Genomic DNA, 17,914 nt, shown 5'->3' with positions numbered 1-17,914 from the left:
GCCCTCGGTAATCAACTCCTGCGCTGGAGGCGTGTCCGAAGACGGCTGGCCTGAGCAGGAGTACGTCGCTTACCTCGAGAACGAGCGCACGAACTACGCCTGGACGTTGCAGCACTACGGCGACATGTCCGCAGATGAGGCCGTGGAGGCCGCCCTCGCGAGTTACCCGTACGAACCGCCGGACGCGTCCTACCGGGGCCTGCACTTCAACAAGGAGGCCTGGTACTGGGCGGCCGACTGGATCGCGGAGACCAGGGGCACGGATCCGCGTGACTTCCCCGCCATGCCGCCCGAGTACCCCGGCTACGTCGAGCCGGGCGTCATCGAGCCGTCCGAGGAGCAACTGGCGGCGCTCCGGCGCAGGCTGGACGGCGGCGAGGACTGAACGGGTCCCCGGCCCCCGACCAGGGCTAGTGCGGTGACCACGAACCTTCACCGGGTCTTCCGGCGCTCAGCAGGGCGCCTCGCGGCCGTCTGACCGGCGAAATACCGGGTAAAGGTTAGTGGCCACCGCACTAGCCGGCGAGAGCCGCCCGCAGGCGGTCCTCCTCGACCTTCCAGTACCCGTGCTCGGACCCGTCCACCAGGAACACCGGCACCCGGTCCCCGTACTCGGCCCGCAGCTCCGGGTCGGCGTCCACGTCCTCGACGGACCAGGTCGCGCCCAGGTCGGCGCAGATCCGCTCGATCTCGGTCGCCGCCTCCTCGCAGGCGTGGCAGTCGACCCGGCTCATCAGCGTCACGTGGTGGCTCATGCCGTCATGCTCCCAGCGGCTTGCGCAGGACGGCGCGCGCCAGCTTGCCGGTCGGCGAGTGCGGCAGGGCCGGGGCGAACTCCACCGACGTCGGCACCTTGAACTTGGCCAGTCGCGCGGCGCAGTGCGCGACGACGTCCTCGACGGAGACCGTGGCGCCGTCGCGGAGCACCACGACGACCTTCACGGACTCGCCGGTCTTCTCGTTCGGCACACCGACGGCCGCGGCCTCCACGACCCCGTCCATCTCGCCGATGACCTGTTCCACCTCGTGCGGGTAGACGTTGAAGCCGTTGACGATGATCAGGTCGCCCGCGCGGTCCACCAGGTGCAGGTCGCCGTCGGCGTCGATGAAGCCGACGTCGCCGGTGCGGAACCAGCCGGAGCTGTCCGGGCCGTACGCGCCGTCCGGCCAGTAGCCGCTGAAGAGGTTGTCGCCCTTCGCGGACACCAGGCCCGTGCCGGGTTCGTCCTCGTCGATGTCGAGCACCGAACCGTCGGTGTCGACCAGACGGATCTCGACGCCGGGCAGTGCCTGACCCACCGAACCCGGCTTCGGCACGCCGCCGACCAGCGTGGACGTCAGCACCGGGCCCGTCTCGGTCAGGCCGTAGCCCTCGTAGATCGGGATGCCGATCGCGCCGCGCATCTCCGCGATGACGCTCGCCGGGAGCGGGGCCGCACCGGAGGTGAAGAGGCGGACCGTGGCGAGCTTCTCGCGCAGCAACTCGACCGGGTTCGCGAGCAGTGCCCGGTACATGGGCGGCACGCCGACCATGGTGGTGACGCGGTGGTCCTCGATGACGTCCAGCACCGCCGCGGGGTCGAAGCGCTCCAGCAGGACCGCCGTGGCGCCGGCGCCCGCCACCTGCAGCAGGCCGGGGCCGAGGCCGTAGACGTGGAACAACGGCAGCGCGAGCAGCACCCGGTCGCCCGCCGTCACGGGGGCGGGACGCAGGGAGGCGCACTGCGAGACGTTCGCGAGCAACGCGCGGTGCGACAGCATCGCTCCGCGCGGCACACCGGACGTGCCCGAGGTGTAGCCGAGGACCGCGAGGTCCTCACCGCCGCGGACGGCCTCGAACGGCGCGGCGGTGGCCGTGACGTCCGGGACGTCGAGAACCTGCGCGTCCGAGCCCTCGCCGTCGCCGACCAGCAGCGCGGCGCCGGAGTCGGCGAGGATCCGCTGGAGCTCGCGCGGCGGGATGCCGGGGCCGGTGGGCACCACGACGCCGCCCGCACGCAGAATTCCGAACACGGCGACCACGAACTCGGGGCTCGTGGGCAGTCGTACCGCCACTCGGTCGCCCGATTCGAGTCCTGAATCAGCCAAATGGCGGGCGAAAGCATCGGTCGCGCCGTCGATGGTTTCCCACGTGAGGCTCTTACCGCTCGCTACGTCGACCAAGGCGACGTGGCTGGGTCCCCGCCGTGCCGAAGCACGGACCAGATCTGACACATTGCGAGCGGAAGTCAACATGGCCTCCTCATGAACAACTGGACGCTTCGAGCAGTCTTCCACGCGTGACGGGCGTCATGAAGTCACGGTTGGCTCGTCTGCACCACAGAACCATCCGCTACCTACTACGGAGTAACAACACGTATGCTGCCGCCACGGCGACTCTGTGGAGGTGCCGCGAGCCGATGACCGCGCGGGCACGACCGAACACGATCAGGACCACCCGGACCATGACGGGGGGTCAGCACGACAACGCCGCCGACGAGCCGTGGCAGCTCGTCAAGGCCGCCCAGGCGGGTGACACCGAGGCGTTCGGAGTGCTGTACGACAACTACGTCGACATGGTCTTCCGCTATGTCCTCTTCCGGGTGGGCGGCGATCGCGCGTTCGCCGAGGACGTGACGAGCGAGACCTTCCTCAGGGCGCTGCGGAGCATCGGTTCGGTCAGCTACCAGGGCCGTGACGTCGGGGCGTGGTTCGTCACGATCGCCCGCAACATCGTGTTCGACCACGTGAAGTCGAGCCGCTACCGGCTCGAGATCACCACGGCTGAACTGCAGGACAACCGCGAGGAGACGAGCGGCCCTGAGCAGGAGGTCATGACCGAGGCGACCAACGCGGAGCTGCTCCGGTGCGTCTCCCAGCTGGGCGACGACCAGCGCGACTGCATCGTGCTGAGGTTCATCGAGGGCAAGTCCGTGTCCGAGGTCGCGCAGATCATGGACCGCAACGAGGGCGCCGTGAAGGCGCTGCAACACAGGGCCGTGAGGCGGCTCGCACAGATTCTTCCGTCGTGGTTGCGGTGATTGCGATCGCAGACGCGTAACCCAAACTAGATCAACTTCGTTACTCGGGCTGAGATGGACGGCAAGGGAAGAACACCGCGGTGGCGGCACACGGAGCACGAGCGCTTCGCTCGTGCCGTTGAAGGCGGCCCACAGCCGGTGGGGAACGACGACCTCGCTGAGGACCTCGCGATCGTCGAACTCCTCCGGCGGATGGACGTCGGCCCGGACGCCGAGGCGCGCGAACGGATGAGACAGCGCGTCCTCACCGCGCCCCCGCCCGAGAAGCCACTGGAGCTCTCGTCGGTAAGACGGGTGGGAGCGCGCGCACGATTAGCGGTCGCAGCGGCCGCGGTCCTCTGCTTGCTGTTGTCACTCGCCGGCATGAGTGTGCTGCTCAGCCGTGACGCGCTCCCGGGAGACCCGCTCTACGGCATCAAGCGCACCACCGAAAGCGCGTCGCTGGGCCTGACCTTCGACGACGAGGACCGCGCCCTCAAGCACCTGGAGTTCGCCGCGTCCAGGGTCAGCGAGATGGAGACCCTCGCCGACCGCTCCTCGGCCCCGGAAGCGCAGCTCACCGCGCTGTCCGACCTGGACGCCGACGCGGTCGAGGGCGCCCGCCAGCTCACCACCTACGCGACCTCGTCCGACGAGACCGCTCTGCCCGCGCTCCGCGACTGGGCACTCGCCCAGTACGTGAAGATCGGCACCCTGCGCCCCCGCCTGCCCGGTGACGCCGGCGCCCACGCCGACACCACGATGTGGCTGCTGGCGAGCATCGCCCAGCGAGCCCACGACCTCGCCGCCCGCGCCGGGTGCGACGCCGTGATCAGCGGTTCCTCCGACCCGCTCGGCCCGCTGCCGGCCAAGGACGAGTGCGCCGCAGCGGTCACCGACCCGAACTCCTCGTCGGGCCGCGAGCCGTCCTCGGTCCAGCCGACCCCGTCCGGCCTGCCCACGCCCTCGGGCTCCGCGGTCCCGCCGGTCCAGCCCACCCAGTCGGTGGCGCCGGGCACGTCGAACCCGCAGACGTCCCAGCCGGGCACCTCGCCCCAGCCCTCGACCGGCAAGCCCGGAATCACGATTCCGCTGCCGCTCCCGCTGCCGAGCATCTCGCTTCCGCTGCTACCCGGCATCAGCTTCGGCTGAGTCGGGCGGTTTCCGACGAACCTGATCGCTACGCTTGGGACATGGCAAGCAAGCGTGACGTGGAGAGCGACCGGCTGGCCGAACTAGCCGGCGAGGCATCGGCGGACGCCGCGATCCAGGCCGCCGCGATGGCGCCGGAGCTCGAAGCGTCCCTGACGGTCCCGCCGGACCTGACGGCAGCGGCCTTCTTCGACGTGGACAACACGATGATGATGGGCGCGTCGATCTTCCACTTCGCCCGTGGCCTGGCCGCGCGCAAGTACTTCTCGACCTCCGACCTCGCGGGCTTCGTCTGGCAGCAGCTGAAGTTCCGGGTGGGCGGCCGCGAGGACCCGGAGTCGGTGAAGGCCTCCCGCGAGCAGGCCCTCTCCTTCGTCGCGGGCCGCACCGTCGCCGAACTGGTCTCGCTGGGCGAGGAGATCTACGACGAGCTGATGGCCGACCGCATCTGGAAGGGCACCCAGGCCCTCGCTCAGATGCACATCGACGCTGGTCAGCGCGTCTGGCTGGTCACCGCGACCCCGGTGGAACTGGCGCAGATCATCGCGCGCCGCCTGGGCCTGACCGGCGCCCTCGGCACGGTCTCCGAGTCGACGAACGGCGTCTACACGGGCCGTCTGGTCGGCGACCTCCTGCACGGCAAGGCCAAGGCACAGGCGGTCCGCTCGCTGGCCGCCAAGGAGGGCCTCGACCTGCGGCGCTGCACCGCCTACTCGGACTCGTCCAACGACGTCCCGATGCTGTCGGTCGTGGGCACCGCCGTGGCCGTGAACCCGGACTCGCAGCTGCGCGAGGTCTCGCGCCGCAAGGGCTGGGAGATCCGCGACTTCCGCACCGGCCGCAAGGCGGCGAAGATCGGCGTCCCGTCGGTGCTGGGCGCGGGCGCGCTGGCCGGAGCCGTGGCGGCCACGATGGCCTACCGCCGCCGGGTGAAGTAGCGGGTCAGACGATCCCCAGTTCCCGCCACCCCTGCTCACCCTCGGGAGCGAGGACGACGGCACGCCCGGACCCGATCCGCCGCACCCAGCCGCGTTCGAGGAACACCCGGCACAGATGGGCTCCAGCCGCGCCGGCGAGGTGAGGCACGCGCTCGGTCCAGTCCAGGCACGCCCGGCTGACCTGACGCTGCGAGGGCTCGAACCCGAGCTCCTTCAGCCACACCATCCCCGGCTCGGTGACGGCGAGGTCCGCCGTCACCACGCCCAGCGCCACCAGCCCTGACCTCAACGTGATCCCGAGCTGCCCGGCCAGGTGGTCGTAGCAGGTCCGGCCACGTGCCATCGCCTCCGAGGCAGAGACCGCCCGCAGCGAACGAGGCCGCGCGTCGGGCCCGGCGAACGCGACCATGCTCTCCAGCAGCTCCGCGACGTGCGGCCCGGCCAGAGCCACGTACCGGTGCCGCCCCTGCCGGTGCTCGACCAGCAGCCCGCCCTCGACCAGCCTGGTCAGGTGCTCGCTGACGGTGGAGGCGGCCACCCCGGCGTGCACGGCCAGCTCCCGGGCCGTCCAGGCCCGTCCGTCCAGCAGGGCCCCGCAGAACGCCGCCCGCGTCCGGTCCGCGAGCAACCCGGCAACCTGCGCAAGTCCCTCCATGGAACCCATTCTGCGACCGGAACACTTCGGCCCGCGCCGAACCGTCCCGGCTCTAGCGTCGACACCATGACCGAAGAGCTGCTGAGCCTCCCCGTACCGAGCGCCCCCGGCGGCGACCGGGGCGTGGCGTGGCTGCGCGCCACCGTCGTCCGCTTCAGCAACGGCCCGGACCACACCCGCAGGCGTGCGCTCACGACCAGGCTCCTCGACGACGTCACCGCGACCACGCTCGACGAGCTGGCCACCGCGCTGGGCCTGCCCGGCTCGCTCGACGACATCGCCAGAATCGCTCCCAGCTACCAGCCGCACGAGCCGATCACCGCGGCAGCCGACGCGGCCGTGGAACGCCTGGCCGGCACCCACGACGAGGAGGCAGCGGCGAGAATTGGCCTGCTCGTCCAGGCCTGGGCGGCCACGAACGCCCTGGCCGAGCACCTGCGCACCGGCAACCAGGCCCCACCGGTCCCGATCACCCGCAGGGCCACGAAGACCGGCACCGTCGAGGTGAGTCTCGACGCCCACCCGTTCGGCCACGGCCCGCACGCCTGCCCCGGCCGGCACCTGGCCACCCGGATCGCCAAGAACATGGCGTTCAGGGCCCTGCACCACCAGGACGAGCCGCTGATCCTCCCCAACGCCTGGGACCACGCCTCGGCGGTGGCTCTGCACGCGGCGGGCTTCCCGGCGATCGGCACGACGAGCCTCGGCGTCGCGGCAGCGCACGGCATCCCGGACGGCATGGGCCTGGCCGGCGACCAGGCGACGGCACTGGCGAGGCTGCTCGCCACGTTGCCCTGTCCAGTCACCGCGGACCTGGAGTCGGGCTTCGGCAGGACGCCGGCGGAGGTGGCCGATCTCGTGGCGAACCTCGGCGTGGCCGGGGTGAACCTGGAGGACGGCCGCCCGCACGGCCTCGCCACCCCGCAGGAGCAGGCAGAACTCATCGCGGCCGTGAAGGGACGTGCGCCGGGCGTCTTCCTCAACGCCCGCATCGACACCCACTGGCAGGGCGTGGCCCTGGAGGAGACCGAGGACCGCGCTCGCCGCTACGTCGACGCCGGCGCGGACGGGATCTTCGTGGCGGGCCTGACCGAGTCGAGGGACATCGAGAAGCTCGCGACGCTCGCCCCGTTGAACGTGCTGGCCCAGCAACGCACGCCGAAGGAACTCGGAGACCTCGGCGTGAAGCGGATCAGCACCGGTTCGCTGCTGTTCAGGGCAGCGCTGCGGCACACCGTCGCGACCGCCGAAGCAGTGCGTGACGGCGAGCCCGCCTCACCGTCGTTCAGCTACGACCAGGTCCAGTCCCTGATCAGCCGAGAAACACGTTCCGACGCTGGGTGAGCAGCCGGTAGAGGGTCTGCTGGATCGTCTCCCGCACCTGGTCGGTGAGGTTGAAGACGAGCATCGGGTCGTCGGACGCGTTCTCGCCGAACACGTCCGTCTGGATCGGCTCGCCGAACTCGATGTACCACTTCGAGGGCAGCGGGATCGCGCCCAGCGGACCGAGCAGCGGGAAGAACGGCGTCACCGGGAAGTACGGGAAACCGAACAACCGCGCGAGAGCCTTGATGTCGCCGATCATCGGGTAGATCTCCTCGGCCCCGACGATCGAGCACGGGATGATCGGCACACCGGTCTTCAGCGCCGCCGACACGAAGCCGCCGCGGCCGAAGCGCTGCAGCTTGTAGCGGTCCTTGAACGGCTTGCCGACGCCCTTGAAGCCCTCCGGCCACACGCCGACGAGCTCACCGGAGGACAGCAGCCGTTCGGCGTCCGCGTTGCACGCGAGCGTCTGGCCGCCCTTGCGGGCGATCGCACCGAGCAGCGGCGTGCGGAACACCAGGTCGGCGCCGAGCCCGCGCAGGGACCGGTGCGCCGGGTGCTCGGACGCGATGCCGTACGACGTCATCAGGGCGTCCAGCGGCAACGTCCCGGAGTGGTTCGCGACGATCAGCGCGCCGCCGGCCAGCGGGATGTTGTTCATGCCGATGGTCTCGACGCGGAACCACTTCTCGTACAACGGCTTCAGCGGCGGCATCAGCACGTTCTCGGTGAGGTCGCGGTCGAACCCGAACTCGTCGATCTGGTAGTCGCCCGCGATCCGCCTGCGTGCGAACGACAGCAGGTCGGCCAGCCTGCGTTCCCAGTCCGATGTCCCGGACTGCTGCTGCTCGGGCTCGGGAACCACCTCGACGTGGCGCGCTCGGCGCGCGGCGTCGCGTTCCGGGTCGTGCAGCGGGATAACGCGTGCTCCTGCCACTGCGTTCATCTCCTCAAAGCAAAGATCAGCGGAATCTGGCGGCCGCGTCGAGGATTCCCCGTTCCGCGGCTTCGACCGTCTCCGGGTCGATGAGCGGCTTCAGACCTCGGCCGTTCACGTAGTCGTCGAACGCCTGCTGGGTGGTCCACCGCGGCGTGAACCCGAATTCCTTCTTCAGCAGGGTGGTGTCGACCACGCGCCCCCAGTTGAGGAACCTCATCTGGTCCGGCGAGAAGTCGACGAGCCGGGCGCTCCGGAAGAAGCCACCGACCGTGGGCACGGCCATGCTGGGCACCGGCAGGTTCAGCCTGCCCGCCCGCCTGATCGCCTGCGACAGCAGCAGCACGCCGTCGCCGCCCACGTTGAACACACCGGGCAGGTCGTGCATCGTCGCGCGCTCCAGGACCGCCAGTGCGTCCTCGGAGTGCAACAGCTGCACACGAGCGTCGTAGCCCAGAACGGTGGGCACGACCGGAAGAGCGAAGTAGCGCGTCAGCACCGTGTCGATGCGCGGGCCGATGAAGTTCGTGAAGCGCAGCGTGGTGACGTTCACATCCGGCCTGCGGCGGCCGAACCCGCGCACGTACCCCTCGACCTCCACCGCGTCCTTGGCGTAACCGGACGACGGCAGGTCCTTGGGGCCCATGTCCTCGGTGAACACCGCCGGGTCGCGGCTGCTGGACCCGTAGACGGCGCTGGTGGACTTCACGACGAGCTTCTGCACCTTGGGCGACTTCTGGCACGCGGCCAGCAGCTGCATGGTGCCGATGACGTTCATCTCCTTCATCACCGTGCGACCGGTGGGCCCGGCCGGGTTCGCGGTGACGGAGGCGTGCACGACCGTGTCCACGTTCGCGGTGGAGATGACCTTGCTGATCAGCGGGTTGCGGATGTCGGCCCGCACGAACTCGGCCCTGCCCATGCGGCGCAGCAGATCGCGCGGCGGCGGTTCGGTGTCCACACCGAGCACGCGCTCGATGTCCGGGTTCGCGGCGAAGCGCGCGGCGAGGTGGCCGCCGAGGAAGCGGCTGACTCCGGTGACGAGGACGACCTTGGGCGTCATGCGACTCCAAGCACGAAGGGTGGTGCGATTGGTCGATGCTACAGACCGAATAGAGAACCGCAGGGGGCCGGAACGCCGTCTTGACGCAGGTCACGCAGGCTTTACCGGCTAATCACCCGAACGGCGGCGACCGATCCCGTGTTTCCCGCGGTTCGTCTCAGAGGGTGATATCCGTGCCGGTGCAAGCACCCAGGCGAGTACCCCTGAGCGGGCTGGAGAAACGCAACCGCCGCCGGCCTCCGTGAGGAGACCGGCGGCGGCAGAGCGCATGCGGGCTTACTTGCCGCGCTTCCTGCGCTGGACCCTGGTCTTGCGCAGCAGCTTGCGGTGCTTCTTCTTCGACATGCGCTTGCGGCGCTTCTTGATGACCGAGCCCATGCGGGTTCCTTAGCTCTAGACGTTGCTTTGACTGGCGCGCCCCAGCCTTGGCCGTGTCAAGCACGGCGCGCCGGTAAGCACGATCGGCCTACCAGTCTACCCGGCGAGGTTCACCAGCTTTCAGCCAGCGTCGAAGTACGCGTTCTCCAGGTAGGCGTGGACCGCCTTTTCGGGCACCCGGAACGACTTGCCGACCCGAACTGCGGGCAGCTCACCGGAGTGCACCAGGCGGTACACGGTCATCTTGGAGACCCGCATCATCGAGGCCACCTCGGCCACGGTCAGGAACTGAACCTGAGCGAGACCTGTTCGTTCGTTCTCCTTCGCAGGCATACATCACCGCATCCTTCGACACGTGTCGTGCCGTCGGTCTTCCCCACCAACGGTTCGACACGCACGTGCTGCCTCTGAGAGTAGCGGGACTGGTGTGACTCCTGCGACGTCCAACCAGTGTTGCTTGTAGGTAACGCGGGGCCCCCGCGTTCCCCAGAGGGAAACGAAGGCGCCCCGCGTGCACTCAGTCCTCGTGCTGACGGCCCAGCTCGACCGAACGGTCACGAGCGCTCTCGATGGCCGCGAGCAGGGCCGCACGGACGCCGTGCTTCTCCAGCTCGCGGATGGCCATGATCGTCGTGCCCGCGGGGGAGGTGACGGCCTCACGCAGGATCACGGGGTGCGAAGAGCCCTCGTTCAGCATCGTCGCGGCCCCCACGGCCGACTGGATGATCAGCGTCGAGGCCAGGTCGCGCGGGATGCCGAGCAGGATGCCCGCGTCGATCATCGCCTCGACCAGGAAGAAGAAGTACGCGGGCCCGGAGCCCGACAGCGCCGTCACCGCGTCCTGCTGCGACTCCGGCACCACCGCGACCTTGCCCACGGTCGACAGCATCTCCTCGACGATCTTGAGGTGCTCGGCCGTCGCGTTGGAACCGCCGGAGACGGCGCTCATGGCCTCACCGACGACCATCGGGGTGTTCGGCATGACCCGCACGACCGGCGTGCCCTCGGGCAGCCTGCGCTCGTACAGGGCCGTCGGCAGCCCCGCGCACAGCGAGACGATCAACGTGCCGGGACGCAGCACCGGCGCGAGTTCCACCAGCAGCGGTTCGATGTCCTGCGGCTTGACCGCCACGATCAGCACGTCGGCCTGGGCAGCCGCGCCGGCGACCGTGACGGCCTCGAACCCGTACTGCTCGGTCAAGGCACGAGCCCGTGACTCGTGCTTCTCCGTGAACATCAGATCCGTGGCGGCGCGGCCGCCCTGCAAGAGCCCGGACAGCAGCGCCTCACCGATCTTGCCCGCGCCGAGCACCGCGATCTTCGTCATCGGTCAAGTCTCACACAGCAGGCGTCAACGCCAGCTGCCGTGCCTGACACACCAACCGCCCGGCGGAATCGATCACCGTGGCGTCTTCGTCGAACCACTGACCGTGCACCGCCTGGCAGGTGACGTGGATGCGCAGCCAGCCCGGCGCCGGCCGGGCCCGCAGCAGCGCCGTCAGCTGCACCGTCGGTGACCAGCCGAAACGACCGAGGTTGAACGTGACGGGCATCGACAGATCACCCGCGAGCAACGCGAAGTACGGGTCGGGTTGCTCGTCGGTGGGCCGCGCCCACAGCTTCAGCGTCAGCGGTCCGTCCGTGCGCCGGTCGAGGAACGTCGCCGACTCGCGGTCCACCCGAAGGTCGCACAGCGCGCCCACCCGGTAGACCCCGCCGGTCGGGAACGTGGCCATCTCCACCGAACCGGCAGGCGGTGCCGCGGGCATGGTGGGCAGGTTCACGTAGTCGGCCCGGTGCTCGGGGATCCGCCCCGTGGTGACCGACGCCTCAACGCACACCTGACCGCGTTGCTCCAGCGTCACCGCGATGACCGTCGCCGTCCGCCCGGCCTTGCGCACGTCGGTGCGGACCAGCACGGGCCCGACCTCCGGCGCACGCAGGAACTGCGCGGACACGGCCAGCGGATCACCGTCGGCGACGTGAGCAGCCGCACGGGTCATCACCGCGAGAAGGAAACCGCCGTGGGGCTTCGGGCCCACGGTCCACTCGGCGGGCAGGGACGCGGTGAAGGTTCCGTCACCGAGCGACCGCACCGCACTGGACTTCGAGAAGGTCATGAGCGGCTGGCCAGCGACCGCAGGAAAAAGGTCACGTTGGCAGGCCGTTCCGCAAGTCGCCGCATGAGATATCCGTACCACTGCTCGCCGTAGGGAACATAAACACGAGTGCCGAGACGCCTCTGCTCCTCGGTCCGGATGCCGTAGAGCATCTGGTACTCGAAGTCAGTTTTGTCATACCAGCGCGCTCGTTCGCCAATGATCTCGATCAAGCGCGGGTCATGCGTCGCGAACATCGGATACCCCTCTCCGGCGAGGAGAACGTTCAGGCACCGCACGTAGTTCAGATCAACCTCGGATGGATCCTGAATCGCAACCTCGGGAGGCTCCGCGTAGGCCCCCTTGACCAGCCTGACCCTGCTCCCGGCCCCGGAGAGCGCCTTGCAGTCGTCCAACGTCCGATGCAGGTACGACTGCAGCACCGCACCGACCCAGGGCCACGTCCGACGCAACTCGTGCAGGACCCGCAACGTCGAGTCGGTGGTCGTGTGATCCTCCATGTCGAGCGTGACGGTCGTCCCGCACTGCTCGGCGGCGGCACAGATCCGGGAGGCATTCGTCAGGGCGAGCGACTCGTCGAGCGTCTGCCCGACCGCGGTCAGCTTGACGCTGACCTCGGCATTCACCGCCAGCCCCGCAGCGTGCAACGCGTCGAGCAACTCGAGGTACGCCTGCACGGTCCGCTCGGCCTGAGCCTCGTCCCTCGTGTCCTCCCCGAGGTAGTCGAGCGTCACCGGCAGCCCAAGACCGCGCACGACCTCGACGGCGTCCTTCGTGGTCTCGCCTGCGACGAACCGCTTCACGACATCGCGGCTGATCGGCGCGTTGGCGACCAGGTGACGGACCGCGTCGTTGCGAGACGCGGCCATGATCAACGCTCGCAGCGGGTTCACACCGGAAACCCTAACTCGCCACTCAACTCACAGCGCCGGGACGCGCGGCGGGTACGCAAAGCGGCCCCTCTGCCGGAACGCGGCGAGCGCCCGCAGGCCGACCCGCACGGCCGAGCCCACGAACGCAAAACGACCCGCGCGCGGCCCCGCCGCCAACGCAAGCCGACCCGCACGGTCCAAACCCGCGCACGCAGGCCCAGTCGCGATCAGCGAGACAACCCGGGCCGAGCCTTCCCGGCGTCGCCCTCGGCAGCCCAGTCCAAATGCAGCCGGGCGAACAACAAAGCCTCAGCCAGCATCTCCCGCCGCGCGCCGGGAGTCGCGGCGCGACGTGTGTTGACCTCCAGCACGACCTGCCCGTCGAACCCACTCCGAGCCAGCATCTCGCAGAGCTCCGCACACGGCTGAGTCCCGCGCCCGGGGATCATGTGCTCGTCCTTGGGCGCCCCGGACCCGTCAGCCAGGTGGATGTGCCGCAGCCCGTCCCCCATCCGCTTGGCCAACTCCAGCGCATCCATGTGCGCGGCGGCGGAATGCGACAGATCCAGGGTGTAGTTGGCGTGCCCGACATCGGTCGGGTCCACAGAAGGCTTGAACGCGTTCATCTCCACCGACCGCCCCCGCCCAAGAGGCCGCCGCACGGGAAACATGTTCTCGACGGCGATGGCGATCCCGCTCTCGTCCTCAAGCGACGAGACCAGCTCCGCGAACCCGTCCGCGTACTTGCGCTGCCACCGGAACGGCGGGTGCAGCACGACGGTCGACGCCCCGAGATCGGCAGCGGCCCGCACCGACCGGCGCAACCGCTCGGCCGGGTCCGGCGACCACACCCGCTGCGAGATCAGCAGGCAGGGCGCGTGCACGGCGAGGACCGGCATGCCCGTCCGGGCCGACAGGCGGTCGACCGCGCGGATGTCCTGCGACACCGGGTCGGCCCACACCATCAGCTCGACGCCGTCGTAGCCCAGTTCCGACGCGATCTCGAACGCCGCTCCGGCGGGCTGCGGGTAGACCGATGCCGTGGAAAGCCCGACCGGGATGCGGGCGGTCAATTCTTCACCAGCAGCATCGCCGCTGGTGAGACGGTCACGATGAGGCCCACGAGCACGGCCAGGACGGTGGTCTGCAGATCGTCCGCTCTGCGGATCTTTCGAACCAGCAACACCAGACCCACGGTAACGGCAAGCGCCACCACGAGTGCGGCGGCCGGTACCGAGCGCCACAGGTAGTTGAACGCGAGCCACAGCGCGGCGCCGCCGAGCACGCCGACGGCGAGCTGGCCGATCATGATCAGCCATTCCTTGCCGGGCGAACGCGGTTCGGCTTCCGCGTCCTCCTCGACGTCGGCCGCGTCGTCGAGGCCGGCGGGACCCTCGTCCTCGTCGTCCTCCTCCTCGTCGGCGTCCGCGAGGTAGTCGTCCTCGGCGCGGTAGACGGCGTACTCCTGCGAGTCGTCGTCCACGTACGGAGCGGGGTGCGCCGCGGTCGACTCCATCGGCGCCATCGAGAGATCCGTCTTGGCGTCCGCGTCGTCGTCGCTGAACCAGGCGTCGGGCACGTTGCCCGGCAACGGCTCCGGCAGCTTCGGCGGGGCGGGCGGCACGATCAGCACGGACTCGGTCTCGAGCGCGGCGATCTTGTCCACCGGCGCCTTCGCCGGGATGCGCGGAAGCTGCTCGGTCATCGCTTCGCGCGGCGGGCCCGGCACCGGCATCTGCACCGACGGCGGCACCGGCTTCGGCGGCCGGGTGATGTTCGTGCGCGACGGCGCGCCTGCCGCCTGGTCGAGCCGTGCCTCCAGGCGGCCGGGCACGTCCGGGCGCGGCATGTCCGGGCGGGACGGCTGGTCGCGGACCTGCGGAACCTGCCGGGTCTGCTCGGCGGCCGCGGGAGGCGGCGGCACCGGCGCGACGGGCTTGGGGACGGGAGGCGCCGGCTTCGGCGGCTGCGGAACCGGTCTGCGGACCTGCGGTGGCTGGGCCTGCGGCAACGGCATCTGCTGCGACTGCTGTGGCGGCTTCGGCGGCGCGACCTGCTGTTTCGGCTGGTACGCGGTGCGCTCGGCCGGCGGTTCGGGGGCGGCACGACGACCGGGCTGCGGTGCGGCGGTGTCGTCGCGAATAGCCATCAGGCGGCCGCTGTCGGACAGCACCCGCTCGATGATCGTCTGGGGCGCGGTCTCCGGCTGCTGGACGTCTTCCTCGTCGTCAGCGCGGCGGCGTCGCCGACGTGGCGCACTCTCTGCGCTGCCCCCGTACTGGGCGAGCAGCTCAGCGACTGTGCGCTGCGTCTGGTCCGATCCGCTCTCTCGACTCATCAACTCCACCGTGCCCCGGTCTGGCCAGTCCGTCCAGTATCGCTCTGGTCCGTCCCATCAGTGTGATCCAGCCGCCGGAGGATGACACCCTCCCGGAGTGCCCAGGGGCAAATCTCCAGCTGCGTGAGTGACAGGGCTCGCATTGTTGCCTCCGCGACCAACGCTCCCGCGACGAGCTGGTGTGCGCGTGAAGTGCTCACGCCTTCCAGCTCCGCGAGGTCGTTGGCCGACATCCGGGAAATGAACGCGATCAGCTGCCGCAGGCCGGCGTCGGTGAGAACCCGACGCGCCCTGGGCCCGGCAGACGATGGCGCGGCCCCGGTGAGCCGCGCCAGCGTTCGGAAAGTTTTTGAGGTCGCAACCACTCGATCGGGTTCACCCGCGCGCTTCAGCTTCCGCGCCACGGGCGCGAGCTGCTCGGCGAGCCAGTCGGTGGTCTCGCGGACCTCCGAACGCCGGGGCGGATCCTTCTTGAACCGGGTCCTGGTGAGCCTTCCCGCGCCGAGCGGCACGGAGAAGGCCAGGTCCGGGTTCTCGTCGCGGCCGATGGCGAGCTCGAGCGAGCCGCCGCCGATGTCGAGACTGAGCAACCTGCCCGCGGACCAGCCGTACCAGCGGCGGACCGCGAGGAAGGTGTAGCGGGCCTCGTCCTCACCGGACAGGACCTTCAGCTCGACCCCGGTCTCGGTGCGCACCCGGTCGAGCACCTCGGCCGAGTTGCCCGCCTCGCGCACCGCCGAGGTCGCGAACGCCATCATGTCGTCGCAGCCGGACTTCTTGGCCGACGCCTTGGCGGCGGCCACAGCACGAACCAGCTGGTCAGCGCCCGTTTTGGAGAGCTGACCCCGGTCGTCGAGCTGCTCGGCGAGACGAAGGATCGTCTTCTCGGACGTCATCGGGATTGGGTGGGCACCACGATGCGCGTCCACCACCAGTAGGTGGACGGTGTTGGACCCCACGTCGAGAACGCCCAGGCGCACGCCGGAAACGGTACCTGGTCGTGTCCGTCAGGACTCGAACTTGTAACCCAGACCCCTGACCGTAACGAGATGCCGCGGTGCCGAGGGGTCGGGTTCGATCTTCGAACGGAGCCGCTTCACGTGCACGTCCAGCGTCTTAGTGTCGCCCACGTAGTCCGCTCCCCACACGCGGTCGATCAGCTGGCCCCTGGTCAGGACGCGGCCGACGTTGCGCAGCAGGTACTCGAGCAGGTCGAACTCCTTGAGCGGCAGGCTGATGTCCTGACCCGCGACGGTGACGACGTGGCGTTCCACGTCCATCCGCACCGGGCCCGCCTCCAGGATCTGCGGCAGCAGGTCCTCGGACTCGCCGCCGCGGCGCAGCACCGCGCGGATGCGGGCGATGAGCTCCCGCGCCGAGTACGGCTTGGTGACGTAGTCGTCAGCGCCGAGTTCGAGGCCGACGACCTTGTCGATCTCGCTGTCGCGGGCCGTCACCATGATCACGGGGACGGCGGAGCGCTGACGGAGTTGCTTGCACACGTCCGTGCCGCTCATGCCGGGCAGCATCAGGTCGAGCAGCACGATGTCGGCGCCGTTGCGGTCGAACTCCTCGAGCGCCTCCTGGCCGGTGGCCGCGAGCGCCGCGGTGAACCCTTCCTTGCGCAGCAGGAAGGCGAGCGGATCGGCGAAGGACTCCTCGTCCTCCACGATGAGCACTCTGGTCACAGCTCTCCTCCTGGATCACCCGCGCCGGAAGGCACGAGAGTCGGATTCGGTTCGGTCGCCGCGGCGGGAATCCGCAGCGTGAAGGTGGATCCCGTTCCTGGCAGGCTCCACAGCTTCACCTCACCGCCGTGGTTGGCGGCGACGTGCTTGACGATCGCGAGCCCGAGCCCGGTGCCCCCGGTCGCGCGCGATCGGGCCTTGTCGACGCGGTAGAACCGCTCGAAGACGCGGATCTGCTGGTCCTCGGCGATGCCGATGCCGCGGTCGGTCACCGCGATCTCGACGTGCCCGTCCACCAGCCGCCGGCTCACGCTCACCGGACTGCCGGGAGGCGAGTACGCGACGGCGTTGTCCAGCAGGTTCGTCAGCGCCGTGACCAGCAACGACCGGTCGCCCGGCACGACGAATCCGCTCGGTTCGTCGACGTTGATCGAGATGTTGACGGACTCGGCGGCGAGCTTGGACCGCGACAGCGCCTCGTTGATCACGACGTCGATCTCGGTGTCGGACAGCTCCGGCAGCTTCTCCGCGCCCTGCAACCGGGACAGCGCGATCAACTCGGTGACGAGCATGCCGAGACGGGTGGCCTCCTGCATGATCTTCGCGCTGAACCGGCGGACCTCGTCCTGGTCGTCGCTCGCGTCCAGCACGGCCTCCGCCAGCAGCGCGAGGGCACCGACCGGCGTCTTGAGCTCGTGGCTGACGTTCGCCACGAAGTCGCGCCGGGTCTTCTCCAGCCGCACCGACTCCGACTCGTCCGTGGCGTCCACGACCGTGAAGTCCTCGATGAGCAGGCGGACCTCGGCGTGCACGGCCTCCGGCTGACGCCCGGTCCGATAGCCCTCCAGCGGCGAGAGGTCGACGTACACGACCTCGTTGCTGCCCCGGACGCCCTCGGCGGCCTTGCGGGCCCGGTCGTCGACGCGGTTGTTGCGGACGATCCCGAGCTCTTCGGCACGGGGGTTGTGCAGCACCACGTCACCGAAGTGGTTCAACACCACGATGCCGTCGTGCGAGTCGTGCACGATCTGCTGGATCAGGTCGGCGACCGTGAGGCCTTCCGGCTTCCGGGGGTGCCGTGGGGCGGTGGACCGGCCGATGAAGAAAGCGGCGATCACGCCGATGAGCGCGAGGCCGATCGACACAGCGAGGTAACCCGTTGTGGTCACGAGGCGAATGGTAAGCAGCTCAGAGGTGTCTTGGCCTAGTGCGGAAGCGTGAACCGTGACGCCCGCGACACCTCAATGGACGGTTGTTTCGTCCCTGGTCAGCCCGCGTTCACCCAACCGTGACTCTGCTTGTTGGCCGCTGCTCCGCAGACGGCGGCCGAGTTCGCCGGGAAGTCGGTCGTCCGGGCGCGAACTCGCGGCTCATGTTCAGGCGGGCGACGCGAACTCGCGACGCGAAAAGGCGCACCCGGAGGCCGGGTGCGCCTTTCTCGGAGTGCT

General features: G+C 69.7%; 20 protein-coding genes. 5 read left to right on the top strand and 15 right to left on the bottom strand.

The features are described 5' to 3' along the window. The first annotated feature begins 31 nt into the window (after window positions 1-31). Window positions 32-385, top strand: a complete 354-nt coding sequence (locus ACIRG5_RS14795) for a hypothetical protein (protein ID WP_402904831.1) — start codon at window positions 32-34, stop codon at window positions 383-385. A gap of 130 nt (window positions 386-515) precedes the next feature. Here the strand turns inward: ACIRG5_RS14795 and ACIRG5_RS14790 are convergent, their stop codons facing one another. Both ACIRG5_RS14790 and ACIRG5_RS14785 read right to left on the bottom strand, forming a co-directional pair. Further along, window positions 516-755 (bottom strand): glutaredoxin family protein, encoded by a 240-nt coding sequence (locus ACIRG5_RS14790; protein ID WP_402904829.1) that lies wholly within the window; start codon window positions 753-755, stop codon window positions 516-518. Window positions 756-759: 4 nt separating this feature from the next. Then, the gene (locus ACIRG5_RS14785) at window positions 760-2,235 is read right to left on the bottom strand and encodes an AMP-binding protein (RefSeq protein WP_402904828.1); all 1,476 of its coding nucleotides are present in this window, start codon (window positions 2,233-2,235) and stop codon (window positions 760-762) included. 164 nt (window positions 2,236-2,399) lie between these two features. Here ACIRG5_RS14785 and ACIRG5_RS14780 point away from each other — a divergent pair, with 164 nt between their 5' ends. The 3 genes from ACIRG5_RS14780 (at window position 2,400) to ACIRG5_RS14770 (ending at window position 5,089) form a co-directional block, all read left to right on the top strand. Then, window positions 2,400-3,020 carry a sigma-70 family RNA polymerase sigma factor gene (locus ACIRG5_RS14780; protein WP_402904827.1) on the top strand — a complete coding sequence of 207 codons (621 nt, stop codon included), beginning with the start codon at window positions 2,400-2,402 and terminating at the stop codon, window positions 3,018-3,020. A 138-nt stretch (window positions 3,021-3,158) separates the two neighbouring features. Beyond that, window positions 3,159-4,151 (top strand): DUF5667 domain-containing protein, encoded by a 993-nt coding sequence (locus tag ACIRG5_RS14775; RefSeq protein ID WP_402904825.1) that lies wholly within the window; start codon window positions 3,159-3,161, stop codon window positions 4,149-4,151. A gap of 41 nt (window positions 4,152-4,192) precedes the next feature. Beyond that, window positions 4,193-5,089, top strand: coding sequence for an HAD family hydrolase (locus tag ACIRG5_RS14770; protein WP_402904823.1), 897 nt, complete (start codon window positions 4,193-4,195; stop codon window positions 5,087-5,089). A gap of 4 nt (window positions 5,090-5,093) precedes the next feature. On the opposite strand, the gene ACIRG5_RS14765 is transcribed toward ACIRG5_RS14770, so the two are convergent. Then, window positions 5,094-5,744 carry an ArsR/SmtB family transcription factor gene (locus tag ACIRG5_RS14765; protein ID WP_402904821.1) on the bottom strand — a complete coding sequence of 217 codons (651 nt, stop codon included), beginning with the start codon at window positions 5,742-5,744 and terminating at the stop codon, window positions 5,094-5,096. 66 nt (window positions 5,745-5,810) lie between these two features. On the opposite strand from ACIRG5_RS14765, the gene ACIRG5_RS14760 reads away from it, so the two are divergent. Continuing rightward, a complete protein-coding gene (locus ACIRG5_RS14760; protein WP_402904819.1) occupies window positions 5,811-7,088 on the top strand; it encodes an isocitrate lyase/phosphoenolpyruvate mutase family protein in 1,278 nt (425 codons plus the stop codon). Here the strand turns inward: ACIRG5_RS14760 and ACIRG5_RS14755 are convergent. From ACIRG5_RS14755 to ACIRG5_RS14700, 12 genes are all read right to left on the bottom strand, one after another. Continuing rightward, entirely contained in the window at window positions 7,057-8,016 is a 960-nt protein-coding gene (locus ACIRG5_RS14755; protein ID WP_402904817.1) for a lysophospholipid acyltransferase family protein, read from the bottom strand. The two genes, ACIRG5_RS14760 and ACIRG5_RS14755, sit on opposite strands and share 32 nt — an antisense overlap. Window positions 8,017-8,032: 16 nt before the next feature. Then, window positions 8,033-9,070 carry an NAD-dependent epimerase/dehydratase family protein gene (locus tag ACIRG5_RS14750; protein ID WP_093605844.1) on the bottom strand — a complete coding sequence of 346 codons (1,038 nt, stop codon included), beginning with the start codon at window positions 9,068-9,070 and terminating at the stop codon, window positions 8,033-8,035. A gap of 276 nt (window positions 9,071-9,346) precedes the next feature. Beyond that, window positions 9,347-9,448, bottom strand: a complete 102-nt coding sequence (locus ACIRG5_RS14745; protein ID WP_015105422.1) for a 30S ribosomal protein bS22 — start codon at window positions 9,446-9,448, stop codon at window positions 9,347-9,349. 120 nt (window positions 9,449-9,568) lie between these two features. After that, a complete protein-coding gene (locus tag ACIRG5_RS14740) occupies window positions 9,569-9,781 on the bottom strand; it encodes a helix-turn-helix domain-containing protein (protein WP_030477960.1) in 213 nt (70 codons plus the stop codon). A gap of 184 nt (window positions 9,782-9,965) precedes the next feature. Further along, window positions 9,966-10,775: a pyrroline-5-carboxylate reductase gene (gene proC / locus ACIRG5_RS14735; RefSeq protein ID WP_402904814.1), complete on the bottom strand. Its 810-nt coding sequence runs from the start codon at window positions 10,773-10,775 to the stop codon at window positions 9,966-9,968. Window positions 10,776-10,785: 10 nt separating this feature from the next. Then, window positions 10,786-11,568: a thioesterase family protein gene (locus ACIRG5_RS14730; RefSeq protein ID WP_402904812.1), complete on the bottom strand. Its 783-nt coding sequence runs from the start codon at window positions 11,566-11,568 to the stop codon at window positions 10,786-10,788. Then, window positions 11,565-12,461, bottom strand: a complete 897-nt coding sequence (locus ACIRG5_RS14725) for a proline dehydrogenase family protein (RefSeq protein WP_402904811.1) — start codon at window positions 12,459-12,461, stop codon at window positions 11,565-11,567. The genes ACIRG5_RS14730 and ACIRG5_RS14725 overlap by 4 nt, the downstream gene beginning before the upstream one ends. 206 nt (window positions 12,462-12,667) lie before the next feature. Continuing rightward, a complete protein-coding gene (locus ACIRG5_RS14720) occupies window positions 12,668-13,513 on the bottom strand; it encodes a sugar phosphate isomerase/epimerase family protein (RefSeq protein WP_402904809.1) in 846 nt (281 codons plus the stop codon). Next, window positions 13,510-14,778, bottom strand: a complete 1,269-nt coding sequence (locus ACIRG5_RS14715; RefSeq protein WP_402904807.1) for a hypothetical protein — start codon at window positions 14,776-14,778, stop codon at window positions 13,510-13,512. The genes ACIRG5_RS14720 and ACIRG5_RS14715 overlap by 4 nt, the downstream gene beginning before the upstream one ends. Beyond that, complete coding sequence (locus ACIRG5_RS14710; protein WP_319976770.1) at window positions 14,778-15,758, bottom strand: Ppx/GppA phosphatase family protein; 981 nt, start codon at window positions 15,756-15,758, stop codon at window positions 14,778-14,780. The genes ACIRG5_RS14715 and ACIRG5_RS14710 overlap by 1 nt, the downstream gene beginning before the upstream one ends. Window positions 15,759-15,785: 27 nt before the next feature. Beyond that, window positions 15,786-16,466, bottom strand: a complete 681-nt coding sequence (locus ACIRG5_RS14705) for a response regulator transcription factor (RefSeq protein WP_030477953.1) — start codon at window positions 16,464-16,466, stop codon at window positions 15,786-15,788. After that, complete coding sequence (locus ACIRG5_RS14700; RefSeq protein WP_402904806.1) at window positions 16,463-17,635, bottom strand: sensor histidine kinase; 1,173 nt, start codon at window positions 17,633-17,635, stop codon at window positions 16,463-16,465. The genes ACIRG5_RS14705 and ACIRG5_RS14700 overlap by 4 nt, the downstream gene beginning before the upstream one ends. Window positions 17,636-17,914: the final 279 nt, after the last annotated feature.

Source organism: Lentzea sp. NPDC102401, assembly GCF_044765805.1.
Taxonomy (GTDB): Bacteria; Actinomycetota; Actinomycetes; order Mycobacteriales; family Pseudonocardiaceae; genus Lentzea; species Lentzea sokolovensis.
The sequence above is the reverse complement of the archived record's forward strand: the minus strand, read 5'-3'. Positions and strand labels throughout refer to the sequence as shown.

Coding starts and splice junctions, on each gene's coding strand:
- ACIRG5_RS14790 (WP_402904829.1), bottom strand. CDS start 755: ATGAGCCACCACGTGACGCTGATGAGCCGGGTCGACTGCCACGCCTGC.
- ACIRG5_RS14785 (WP_402904828.1), bottom strand. CDS start 2,235: ATGTTGACTTCCGCTCGCAATGTGTCAGATCTGGTCCGTGCTTCGGCA.
- ACIRG5_RS14780 (WP_402904827.1), top strand. CDS start 2,400: ATGACCGCGCGGGCACGACCGAACACGATCAGGACCACCCGGACCATG.
- ACIRG5_RS14770 (WP_402904823.1), top strand. CDS start 4,193: ATGGCAAGCAAGCGTGACGTGGAGAGCGACCGGCTGGCCGAACTAGCC.
- ACIRG5_RS14765 (WP_402904821.1), bottom strand. CDS start 5,744: ATGGAGGGACTTGCGCAGGTTGCCGGGTTGCTCGCGGACCGGACGCGG.
- ACIRG5_RS14760 (WP_402904819.1), top strand. CDS start 5,811: ATGACCGAAGAGCTGCTGAGCCTCCCCGTACCGAGCGCCCCCGGCGGC.
- ACIRG5_RS14755 (WP_402904817.1), bottom strand. CDS start 8,016: ATGAACGCAGTGGCAGGAGCACGCGTTATCCCGCTGCACGACCCGGAA.
- ACIRG5_RS14750 (WP_093605844.1), bottom strand. CDS start 9,070: ATGACGCCCAAGGTCGTCCTCGTCACCGGAGTCAGCCGCTTCCTCGGC.
- ACIRG5_RS14745 (WP_015105422.1), bottom strand. CDS start 9,448: ATGGGCTCGGTCATCAAGAAGCGCCGCAAGCGCATGTCGAAGAAGAAG.
- ACIRG5_RS14740 (WP_030477960.1), bottom strand. CDS start 9,781: ATGCCTGCGAAGGAGAACGAACGAACAGGTCTCGCTCAGGTTCAGTTC.
- proC (WP_402904814.1), bottom strand. CDS start 10,775: ATGACGAAGATCGCGGTGCTCGGCGCGGGCAAGATCGGTGAGGCGCTG.
- ACIRG5_RS14730 (WP_402904812.1), bottom strand. CDS start 11,568: ATGACCTTCTCGAAGTCCAGTGCGGTGCGGTCGCTCGGTGACGGAACC.
- ACIRG5_RS14715 (WP_402904807.1), bottom strand. CDS start 14,778: ATGAGTCGAGAGAGCGGATCGGACCAGACGCAGCGCACAGTCGCTGAG.